Consider the following 12,379-nt stretch of genomic DNA (forward strand, 5'->3'; position numbering starts at 1 on the left):
TTTTATTTCTGATCGATAATCTGACCGGTTGCCCGATATTTCATTTGCATGGTAGCCAACCGTGCCGTTTCATTTACATTCAGTGTCAGCGTATGCTCTACTCCCTTTTGCAACTCAATGGGCTCTTCGGCAGTCCATATATACAATTTTCCGTCATAACTGAAATTGACAGAAAAGCCTTCTATTATTGTTTGCGGGAGAAGAATGCATTCATACCCATCCGTACCCTTATAGGGGGCGATAGTTGTAGCTACAGCATCTTCCCGTGGAATGACTACCGGTTCCGGCACTGACAAATCACAAATACCACCCGCTATTGTACCATTTACAGCCATATCGCCCAGTTTACTGATCGCCGCATCTTCCATACCATTATTTACCGTCACTTTTATAATCAGCTTGCTCATGGCATGATCCAAAGTAACTTTCAATCTACCATCTGCGGTGAGATCCTGTTTCGGATCAACTATTGATTTAGTCAACAGGAAATCAGAAGCAATCACATTTTCTTCAGTAGTTTGGTTGCTTTGTATGTTGATAGCTAACGGAGTGTCTAAACTAGCTTCCGAAATGTAAGGAGCATACGCCACTACTGTTACCGGAGTTCTTGCATTATCCCAAAGCATTTGTTGCCCGTCCGCCGTATTCCAGTCATTATTAGATTTTACCATTTGCGAATTATAATCATAAGCAATGTTTTCACTGTTATGAATGATCAGTCCAAAACTCTCCAGATTACTTGCATCATATCCGGCACGCGACACAGGCGCATTCACTTCTGTCACAATACGGATTATATGATCTTCGGGAAAGTTGCCGGTCGGCTGCGTCCCGTCTTCAATGTTTGAACAGCCTGTCAGACTAATGACCAAAGCGGTCATTATATAAAATTTGTTTTTCATATCACAATTACTTTTTAAAGATTCAGTTGGACAATACAGCATCATAAGCTCCCATTTGCATCTTATCAGGATTGCGTGTCACGCCACGCTGATCCAATCCGAAAGCATCTTCACCAATCCATTCCACAAAGACTTCACCTAAATTAACCACAGGAGAAGCAGCAGGATTGAAACTTTTCACAGCATTAACCACAGCTTGTTTGGTAGCATAGCCAGTCACCTGTCCGATCTGATTAATATCCCACTTATAAACACCCTCTTCTGCCAGGTTACCATTCACAAGGGTAGGATAAGCTGTATCAAGAATATTCATCGTAAAATTATTAACTCGCTGATATAAGTTATACCCCATTGAATAAGCTTCTTTATTTGCTCCATTCAAAATGAAGCTCGGAGCAGTAGAATTCTCGGAAATCAACAGGTTATTAATAAACTTAGTATCACCATCAATAGAGGTTTCACATCGGAAGGCGCCATACTCCTGATCAATATCATGCCCTACAATCGTACTATTAGCGAGCATGAAACTACCTCCCCCGTTTAAAGCAGCACCTTTTCCCGAATTTCCGACAATGGTTGTATTATTCATACAAATATGTCCCGATGATACCTGAATACCGACTCCAAAAAGTTCTCTTACTGAATTGCCTGTTATCAGGCAATTATTCATAAACACAACAGCCTTATCGCTGTTACACCGTATTGCTCCGCCACGGCTATCCGCCGCATTATCCAGAAACTTCACATTGTTAAGTTTCGAGCTCCCGGAAGCAATAAGAATAGCTGTACCTCCCGCTATTCCCCCTTGCCCGTTGACAGCTTCCGTTTTACAATCCCTGATGATACAATCCGTTAATTCGACAGAAGTACTATTGGCATTACCATTGATATAAATTCCGCTACCACACTCGTTAGACTTGGCATCATTATTAGAGAGGTACCCATATTGAAAAGTAACTCCTTCAATCCCAATAATCCCCCCTTTCACCAACAATAATCCGCAATCACCGGAATCAGCCTGATTATTACCGTTTACATCTCCGCTGATCACTGTCTTATAAGTATCAATAGAACGCTTCGTCAGATCCATCCCTTCGCTCAACAAACTATATCCTCCTTTGATCGCTTTAATGTCTTTGCGGATAATCACCCCGAGTCCTCCGGTCTCGGACATCACATATTTTCCCTGGCTCATGTAAATAGTACTCTTGGACAGATCGATAGATCCACTCAATAATTTGCGAAAACCAGCTACATCCATTGCCTGATCCCATGAAGTACCATCCATGTCCCCTTCACCGAATTGAGTTACAAAATAACTTTCCAGTCCTTTTTGCAAGACAACTTCTTCATCCAGATCATCATCATAATCAGTAATCATCGGAGGATCAACCATCTCATAATCTTCCTGACACGCCTGGCTCACTAAAATAGTGAAGGCCAGAAGCCCAATCTTTGATATTGTGAGCAACTTATTTTTCATTTTTCTTCATTTTAAACTTGTACACTAAATTGAAATAACTACAGTTCACCGCTTAACGGGCAATATCCGGATAACCGGGATTCTGTTTCAGATATTCATTCTGCTCCAATTGGGTCTGTGAAAACGGAAACAATTCATAATGAGTATCTGCATCCCGTTTCTTGTCCCACCATGCATCCTGAAATCTTCCGAAGCGGATCAAATCCGTCCGACGACGGCTCTCCGCAAGAAATTCCCGCCCCCATTCATCAAGCATTTCTTTTAGATCAAGTACCACGTTACCTTCCGGCTGATAAGCGATATCTGCAGTAAAGTTTTCATAGTTGCGTTTACGCACGCTGTTCAACAGCTTGCCGGCCTCGCCTGCCTGTCCGAGACGAAGAAGGCATTCCGCCTGCGAATAAATAATCTCCGCCAAACGGATTTCCGTATAATCCGACTCTATAAAATATCCTCCATCAAACGGATAGAAAGGATACTTCACACAGTAAAGCCCCGAGTTGAAATCTCCGTTTCCCAGTTTAGACTCCTGATAATTCGGGTTGGCAATATAACCGGATTCTGCGTTACCTTCAAAACGTCCCACTTGATCAAGTAGGTAAAGGACATATTGATTATCCGGATTCTTGGCATATCCCCCACTAATACTGGAATTAGCTATTTTCCCTTCCATGAAGAACATACCTTCCCGTGTATTATTACTCGTATTTACATATTGTTTATAACGTTTATCGCCTGCATATTTGGCGAATTTCTGCGTAACCATGCCCAATTCATAATCAAACAATGCACGTGGTTGCTGGTTATTATAACTTGGCGAAAGTGCATATTTGGGATTTCGGCTGCCATTTCCTTCAATTTTCAGGTATTTCTCACAACCATAAGGAAGGGCCCGTCCGTAAACAGTTCTCTTGTCATTTTGCAGATGCCAGCTAGTCAATCCATAAGAACCGGGAAAACCGAGAATTACTTCATTACACATTTCATTATTCCAGTCAAAAGGTTCGTACCAGTTATTAGCGATTGCATAATAACCGAATTCTCCTCCGGTGATACGCTCACACATATCGATACATTCCTGCCATTTGGGCTGTCCAATCCACTTTTCCGCATTCAAATAAAGACGTACCAGCAATGCAGCAGCTCCCGCCTTGGTAAATTGTCCTTGTTGACCGCCATTACCAGATTGTCCGATTTTGGAAGGTAAAGCTACCAGACAGACATCTCTCAACTCACTTTCGATAAAATCAAACATAACCTGTGGAGATACCTGCTTCCGGTTTTCCGGCTGTTCATTGACCGCTTGGTCAGAAGTCGTAGTTAAGATACAATTACGGTAACTATTAAGCAGGCGAAGATAACAATAAGCTCTCATACAACGTAGTTGCGCTTTAAAACTATCAAACTCACTGTCACTTAAATTAAATTTAGAAGGATTCAATTGAGACAAATCATCCAACACCAGATTGCATTGACCGATACCGCCATACATGCCTTCCCACTCGTTTGTCCAGTCTTCCTGATTAATGTCATCGTATTGATGATAATGATATTTTTCCCATTTACCGCCATCATACCACCAAGTTCCCCGAGTAGGCGTTATCAACTGATCCCCTGTCAGTTCTTCGTGTTCATGACGTCTGACAATGGATTCATAGATATGCTCAAACGGACGAAAAACGGCGTTGATAACATCCTGTTTGGTATTATAATAGTTTTGAGACATGACCTGATCATACACCGTTTCCGACAGATCTGTACAGGATGGCAAACTAATGACTGTACCTGCCATTATCCCTAATCCAATGATATATTTTGTTATTTTCATAATCGTCTTTTATTAGAAACTTACTTGTAATCCTAAAATAAACTGAAAAGCAGACGGATAATAGTTATATCCTCCTCCGAAAGTACCCGGTGTCAGTCCGTTCACTTCGTAGGTAGAAGGATCTACACCGGTAAACTTCGTAAACGTATAAAGATTGTTGGCCGTACCGAACAAACGTATCTTTTCAATATATTTCTTATTCAGGTTCATGGTATATCCTAAAGTGACGTTGTCTATCTTCAGATAATCACCCGGTTCAATGAAATAGTCGGTAATCACATTCTTACCTGTCGTGATATGTGCATTCTTCGAATAAGCGGTCGTCAACTGGTTGGTAGTCATGCTCTGCAATCCGAAATAGAAATCATGCACGTTGAATATGTCAAACCCGGCAGCACCACGGAGGGCAACAGACAAATCAAAGTTCTTATAAGTGAAGTTATGCGTCATAGAGCCGGTGAATTTCGGCAAACCGTTTCCGGTCACAGACTTATCCTCTTCCGTACCTTGGGCTACAGGAATCACATTCCCCTTTTTATCATAAATCAGCCAGTCACCTTTTTTATCCACTCCTGCATAACGATATGTAAAGTAGTTACCAATACGTTCCCCTTCTTCAATCCGCTGCAAATATCCCGGATTATTCGGATTCGCCATGCTACAGGTAGAGTAATATTTTTGTCCTTTATATATATCGTTGGAAAAACTAACAAACTTATTGTTATTAGTAGCCCCCACTAATGTGAAACTATAAGTGAAATCCTTTGTCCGGACAGCATTTACTGTAACATCAAGTTCGAAACCGGTATTACGCAATGTACCTACATTGGTATAGATGGTGGAGAACAAGTTAGGTGGTACCGGTACAGAATAATCTCCGAGCAAATCACTTTGTTTACGATGGAAATAGTTAAATGAACCGGTCACTTTGTGTGAGAAGAGTGAGAAGTCCAAACCCACATTCTGATTATGTCCCTTCTCCCAGCGCAATTCCGAGTTCGTATTTTTGCTCGGTCCCCATACATGAAAACGGTTACCATTGTATTGATACCAACCGAAAGCCCGGTAAGTAGCCAGAGAATTATAATTTCCTATTTCCTGATTACCTGTCACCCCATAATCATAACGTACTTTCAAGTCATCAATCCATGAAAGTCCTTTCATAAACTTCTCATCCGAGATACGCCAACCGACAGATACAGCCGGGAAATTGCCCCATTTATGATTCTCGCCAAAGCGGGAAGACCCTTCGTGGCGTAAAGAGAAAGTAAACAGGTAGCGCTCTTTCCAATCATAATTAACACGTCCGAAGAAGCTGATTAACTTATGGTCATTCTTATAGGAGCCCATCATTGTTTTTCCATCTTTTGCCGCTTCCAGCCCGGAACCCAGATTATTATACGTCAATCCATCCGAAGAGAAATTCCAGTTTTCAGCAGACATTCCGGAATTTACACCATAATTATAGCTATACCCCACCATTGCACGGATCTGATGATTCTTGATACGTGTAGAGAAATTTGTTACCCATTCCAGATTGTTAGTCGTACTTTTGTCGAAGTCACGGCTGGCTTTTCCGGTGACACCATCATTTACGTTAGAACCATAAGTAGACGGTGTAAACCATCCGTTAAATTTATCAACTTGATATTGAGAAATAGTGACCTGCGACTTCAATACCATGTCCGGATTCTTCGGATTAAACAGAGGCAGCAGATTAACGGCAGCCGTAGCATTCCATTCCAGCAACTTAATTTCCGTACCATTCTCTTCTTCATTCAATTGCTCTACGATATTAGAACCTTCCGTTCCACTGGGAAAACGATAGTACCCATTAGCCGATTCCGAATCATAAATAGGCATTGTCGGATTGTTTTTAATAGCATTGCTATATACATTGGCTGATTTGTTCCGGTCGATAACACGAGGAGTTATATTAGCAGAGAACGTGAATAGCCCGTCTTTGGTTGTATGGTTAATATTGGCACGTGCTCCATATTCACGACGGTCGGAACGCAAATCAATACCACGGGCATTACGATAGTCGGCGGTCACCCGATAGTTGGTTCTCGCATTACCGCCGGAAAATGTCAATGTATGCATGTGAGTCACCCCCAATTGAGTAACGGCATCAAACCAGTCTGAATCAGCTCCCATATCGGAAAGCGGATTAGACACTGTGCGATAAGCACGGTATTCTTCCGCATTCATGATGTCGAGTTCTTTTTTAGCTTTATTAAAAGTAACGGAAGTACTATAGGTTGTATGAACCTGTCCATCTTTGGTCCCTTTCTTTAGATTAATCAGGATAACCCCGTTACTACCCCGCGTACCATAGATCGCAGAAGCAGCACCGTCTTTCAATACATCAATCGATTCAATATCGGCAGGGTTAATATTCGTCATATCACCTCCCGGCACTCCGTCTACCACAATTAACGGTCCTAAACCTGCATTACGGGAAGAGACACCACGAATCTGAATACTTCCTTGATTGTTCGGATCGGCCAGAGCTGTGTTAGAAACCGAAACGCTGGAAACTTTCCCCTGCAAAAGCATGGAGGCATCGAGGCTGGATATCTGATTCAGATCTTTCGCACCTATATGCGAAATAGCCGAAGTCATTTCTTTCCGTTTCATCGTACCGTAACCCACCACTACCACTTCATTCAAAGCGGTCGATTCTTCTTTCAATACGATCTTCAATAACTGGCCGTTTTTAACAGCCACTTCTTGTGTTTCATAACCGATATAAGACACTTTCAGGTGTCCATTCTTAGGTACGTTCACCAGAAATTTACCGTCTATATCTGTAATAGTACCCTGCTTCGATTCTACGACTACTACGGAAGCGCCAATAACTGGTTCGCCCTTTTCGTCCGTCACCGTACCTGATACCTTACTTTCCTGCTGAACTTCCAAAGAAGCTCCCTTTACCTGTATACCGGAAAACAGTATCAGCAATATACCTAACAGACAGGTACACGTTTTGAAATGAATATTCTTCATAAATAAATGATTTTATGTTAGATGATAAAGTTAACGCAATCCTCTTGCTTGTAAAGCGGAGATTAATACTTCCGGTGCATCTGTCTGTATCATACGTACTTCAGGATAAATCTGAAGAAGCTCATCCAGATAAGTCGTATTTATATCATATTCAGGTATTAATCCGGATAATACATGAAGCATATTGACTGTAGGAATCATTCCCTCACTGACGGCAGTTCCTATAGGAGTACTTTGTCCGTTGGGAGCATAAGAATATTGCACGAAGTAATTACCCGGAAGTCCTACCAGAGGTTTATAAGCGCTTTGTGCCCATGTGTACACGTGTGCCTTTTTAGAAATAGACAACACTTCTTCTGCTTTCTGGCTACTGTTACAATAGAAAAAGACTTGTTCCATCATATCCAGTTCCTTGACAACATTCATCACCTCTTGGGTAGAGGCTGTACGTGGAGAATAATCCAGATTGAAATATATTTTTCCACGCCCTGCTTTCAGAAACTCTTCCAATGTGGGCATCTTCTCATCGGTCACCCTTCCATTCCGGTCCAACAGATTATATTGCTGAATTTCAGCATAAGTCATTTTCGTAATATCCCCTGTGCCGTTAGTCGTAGCATTGATTGTCTGGTCATGGCACACCATAACTACTCCATCGCTTGTGAGATGAGTGTCACATTCAATCACATCCGCTCCTGCATTGATGGCAGCTTCTACAGCAGATACCGAATTTTCGGGAATAGTCTTGTCTGTTGTATGAGAGCGATGCGTCATAGCCCATACCATTTTGTTATCTGCATCCCTGAATTGCTTCATGGCTTCTGTCAGTGCCAATAAGTCGTAAATACGGATCCTTTTCTGTACTGCATGCTCACCCGCTGTCACTAACATCGTGTAGTCACCACTTTGTGTATAAGCATGAGTGATAGGCGTAGCTGCTTTCCCTTCCTTGACTGTTCCGTCACCAAAGTCGACAGTAACGTCAGTATTACTGTCGATATTGTTAAACACCACTTCCACTACCTCTTTCAGCATAGCACGGGTGCTCGTTTGCAGATAAGGATTCTTTTTTACGGGATCATCATCTGAACATGCCATAAAACTAATTCCGCATAAAACAATTAAACTGTATGCATATTTTATAGCCAGTAATTTTAAAATTCTTCTCTTTATAAGAAGAAAGGACAATAGATTTTCATTTCTCATTGCGCGTTTTACATTAGTTGATTTATTTAATAGATTACGTTGCAAACATAAGTAATACGCACTAAAAAAAAGGAAAAAAAACATTCAATAAAAGATGAGAATTTTTCTTTTCGTGAAAAAGAAGACCATTTAAATAAGAAAAGAAAGAAACGGGCTCTTTTTGAATAAAACGGGCGTATTGCAAAAAGTACGCCCCCTATTTTCATTTGCGTTCAGGAGTGCCTGACGGTTTGCGAAGCGGGAATCCTTCTTTCTGCGGAATTCCTAAAACAGGGATTCCTTCCTTATCCCACTCTATTTTCTGCATACGCGGCGTCCGGCTATCCAAAACAAGCATATCATACAAACTCTTACGGGCGTGATAAAGCATATACCATTCCTTACCGTCAGGTGAAGGAATAAAACAGATACTACCGGGTCCATATACATGATTTTCCGGTGCTTGCTTAAACACAGGCTCCGGTGCCTTTTTCCAAGAAGCCGGATTCAGCAGATCGCTGTCAGTATCGGCAGTCAGCAGTCCTACACAGTAGTAAGGAGTCCAATTACCACTTGCCGAATAATAAATCAATAACTTATCTTTCTTCAAAGAATAGAAGAATTGCGGTGCTTCATTGACACGAATCGGATAGGCAGTTTTATTACCATCTATACTGATCCACTGGCATTCCCATTCATATTCTGGTTCGGAAATCAAAATACGGTCAGAAGCCAGTGTCCATGGGTTCTCCATTTCGGCAATATAAATACATTGATTTTCCTGATAAACTCTACGTTTCTGCCATCCACACCAGATTAAATAACGCTTTCCTCCATGTTCAAAAGTACTGGCATGAATTGCCCAATTATTATCTTCATCAGTTGATATTCTTCCCTTCATGACAAATTCCCCTTTCATCGGGTCAGCAGACTCATTCTCAAGCACATAAATCTGACGATTATCAATATTTCCATCATCCGCACAACAATAAATATACCATTTATTATTAATGTAATGTATTTCAGGTCCCCAAAGATGAAATGCGTTTGACGAATTTTGAGGTACCCACACATCTTTCTGGGATGCTTCCGCCAACCGGGTTATATCATCTGTTGCCCATAAAGTGATGCGGTCGCTCATACTTTGGGTATAATAATATATTCCGTTATGGAATACCGCCCATGGGTCTCCTCCTCTTGACAAAAGCGGATTCGTATAAACAGGTACGGAATCGAGGTCTACCCGCTCATGTGTTTTTTTATTCTGACCGGATGAGCAACCCACCAAAAGAATAAGGAGAAAATACAATAAAATTCGCATAGTAATACTTATAATATATATAAATAATAGCCTGTTAAATGACCAATTAAGAAATTCAAGACAGATACAACGAAAATGGGACGGCAATATATAACAAAAGTGTTGAACCTGCAAACAAAGAAAGTGAAAAAACAAATCAAAACAGCCCTTTACAAGCAGCAATATATGAAATAATTATTTTTCCGGCAATTTGGTTGATTCTCGCTATTTATTGGCAAATAATCAACCTTTATTTCATTGATTTTTCATCATTTTTGTGGCATAACTTTAATATTTATAGACATGAATTCCAAAATAGTATTCTTTTTCATGATTATGTGTTGCTGTTCAGTAACCTTATTTGCTCAAACAAATACGGGCAAAAAACAGACAAGTACTAATCCGGTTTTTGACGGTTGGTATGCAGATCCCGAAGGAGTCGTTTTCGGTGATAAATACTGGATTTATCCGACTTATTCAGCTCCTTTCGAACAACAATTGTACATGGATGCCTTTTCTTCCCCAGATTTGGTACACTGGAGAAAACACCCGAAAGTCCTTTCTGTCGAAAATATCAGCTGGTTAAGGAATGCTTTATGGGCACCTGCCGTGATAGAAGCAAATGGGAAATATTATTTCTATTTTGGAGCAAACAACATATATCATGAGAGTGAAGTGGGAGGTATAGGTGTGGCTGTATCCGATCGTCCGGAAGGTCCTTTCAAGGATGCGCTCGGAAAGCCGCTGATCGGCAAGATCGTGAACGGAGCGCAACCTATTGACCAGTTTGTATTCAAGGACGATGACGGTCAGTATTATATGTATTACGGCGGTTGGGGACATTGCAATATGGTGAAGATGGGATCTGATCTAATCAGTATCGTACCTTTTGAAGACGGAACAACTTATAAAGAAGTGACTCCGGAAAATTATATAGAAGGACCTTTTATGCTTAAACACAATGGCAAATATTATTTCATGTGGTCAGAAGGCGACTGGACAGGACCCGATTATTGTGTAGCGTATGCCATTGCGGATTCGCCTTTTGGTCCGTTCAAAAGAGTCGGAAAGATTCTGGAGCAGGACACTAAAATAGCTAATGGTGCCGGACATCATTCCATTATCAAAGGTCCGGGAAAGGATGAATGGTATATTGTCTATCATCGCCGCCCTTTGGGTGAAACCGATGGGAACTACCGCATTACTTGCATTGACCGAATGTATTTTAATAAAAACGGTACTATCAAACCTGTAAAAATGACCTCCGGCGGAATAAAAGCCAGACCATTGCGCTAACCAGTTATTTATTATAGCGATGAAACTTAAAATAATATCCATGAAAAAGTCCTTATTAGTCTTAGCTTTATTGTTTTCATTGGTATCCTTTGCTCAATCTCCGGTCGATAAATCTTTTCCTCCGGAAGAGTTGTTTGCTCTAGGATCTTACTATTACCCCGAGCAATGGGATTCCTCCCAATGGGAACGTGATTTGAAGAAAATGTCGGAGATGGGAATCAAGTTCACCCATTTTGCGGAGTTCGCCTGGGCCATGATGGAGCCGGAAGAAGGAAAGTATGATTTTGAGTGGCTGGATCGTGCCGTCTCTTTAGCAGAGAAATATGGTCTGAAGGTAATTATGTGTACTCCTACTCCCACACCTCCCGTCTGGCTGTCAAAAAAGTACCCCGACATACTGATTCAGCGGGATAATGGAGTTTCTATTCAACACGGACGGCGTCAGCATGCTTCCTGGAGTAGCGACCGTTACCGTCGTTATGTAGAAAACATTGTTTCCCGTCTGGCAATGCGTTATGGCAATCACCCTGCTGTTATCGGCTGGCAGATTGACAACGAGCCGGGACATTACGGAGTAGTGGATTACAGTGAAAATGCACAAATAAAATTCCGTGTCTGGTTACAGAAGAAATACGGCACCATCGACAAACTGAATGATACATGGGGCACCTCTTTCTGGAGCGAAACCTATCAGAACTTCGAGCAGGTTCGCCTTCCCAACCAGCAGGAGGTACCTGAAAAGCCCAATCCTCATGCCATGCTCGACCTGAACCGTTTTATGGCGGACGAATTGGCGGGCTTTGTTAATATGCAGGCAGACATCCTCCGGCGGCATATCCACAAAGACCAATGGATCACTACCAACCTGATTCCTGTTTTCAATCCGGTTGATCCGGTACGGATCGATCATACGGACTTCCTGACCTACACCCGCTATCTGGTGACTGGACATAATCAGGGAATAGGTAGCCAAGGTTTCCGGATGGGGATTCCCGAAGATCTCGGATTTTCAAATGACCAGTTTCGTAACCGTGTCGGCAAAACATTCGGAGTGATGGAACTACAGCCCGGTCAAGTAAACTGGGGAGTGTATAACCCTCAACCCTTACCCGGCGCTGTGCGTATGTGGGTGTATCACGTTTTTGCAGGTGGTGGGAAGTTTGTGTGCAATTACCGTTTCCGTCAACCTCTGAAAGGCAGTGAGCAATATCATTACGGCATGATAATGACCGATGGGGTGACTCTTTCTCCGGGCGGTGAAGAATATGTACGTATTACGCAGGAGATGAAAAAGCTTCGTGCCGCCTACGATAAGAAAAGCCGTATGCCCAAACAGCTGGCTTCCCGACGCATTGGACTGCTTTTCGATATGAACA

At 41.8% G+C, this 12,379-nt stretch carries 8 protein-coding genes; 2 read left to right on the plus strand and 6 right to left on the minus strand.

Features of this window, described 5'->3' with window-relative positions; translation table 11 throughout:
• Positions 1-2 precede the first annotated feature (2 nt).
• From DW862_RS18555 to DW862_RS18580, 6 genes are all read right to left on the minus strand, one after another.
• Positions 3-902: a fimbrillin family protein gene (locus tag DW862_RS18555; protein ID WP_008642684.1), complete on the minus strand. Its 900-nt coding sequence runs from the start codon at positions 900-902 to the stop codon at positions 3-5.
• A gap of 22 nt (positions 903-924) precedes the next feature.
• Positions 925-2,385 (minus strand): right-handed parallel beta-helix repeat-containing protein, encoded by a 1,461-nt coding sequence (locus DW862_RS18560; RefSeq protein WP_117683434.1) that lies wholly within the window; start codon positions 2,383-2,385, stop codon positions 925-927.
• A 52-nt stretch (positions 2,386-2,437) separates the two neighbouring features.
• Positions 2,438-4,213, minus strand: a complete 1,776-nt coding sequence (locus tag DW862_RS18565; protein ID WP_004322306.1) for a RagB/SusD family nutrient uptake outer membrane protein — start codon at positions 4,211-4,213, stop codon at positions 2,438-2,440.
• A 12-nt stretch (positions 4,214-4,225) separates the two neighbouring features.
• Positions 4,226-7,222: a SusC/RagA family TonB-linked outer membrane protein gene (locus DW862_RS18570; protein ID WP_004316158.1), complete on the minus strand. Its 2,997-nt coding sequence runs from the start codon at positions 7,220-7,222 to the stop codon at positions 4,226-4,228.
• Between the two features lie 30 nt (positions 7,223-7,252).
• Complete coding sequence (locus DW862_RS18575) at positions 7,253-8,428, minus strand: glycerophosphodiester phosphodiesterase family protein (protein WP_115483735.1); 1,176 nt, start codon at positions 8,426-8,428, stop codon at positions 7,253-7,255.
• A 202-nt stretch (positions 8,429-8,630) separates the two neighbouring features.
• Entirely contained in the window at positions 8,631-9,728 is a 1,098-nt protein-coding gene (locus DW862_RS18580) for a family 43 glycosylhydrolase (protein WP_004316154.1), read from the minus strand.
• Positions 9,729-10,010: 282 nt separating this feature from the next.
• Here DW862_RS18580 and DW862_RS18585 point away from each other — a divergent pair, with 282 nt between their 5' ends.
• Together DW862_RS18585 and DW862_RS18590 are read left to right on the plus strand one after the other, a co-directional pair.
• Complete coding sequence (locus DW862_RS18585; RefSeq protein ID WP_120069840.1) at positions 10,011-11,003, plus strand: glycoside hydrolase family 43 protein; 993 nt, start codon at positions 10,011-10,013, stop codon at positions 11,001-11,003.
• Between the two features lie 40 nt (positions 11,004-11,043).
• On the plus strand, positions 11,044-12,379 hold a 1,336-nt coding region (locus tag DW862_RS18590; protein ID WP_207895168.1), incomplete at its 3' end, for a beta-galactosidase.

Origin of the sequence: Bacteroides sp. AM37-9, from assembly GCF_003603455.1 — a bacterium.
GTDB lineage: Bacteria > Bacteroidota > Bacteroidia > Bacteroidales > Bacteroidaceae > Bacteroides > Bacteroides xylanisolvens.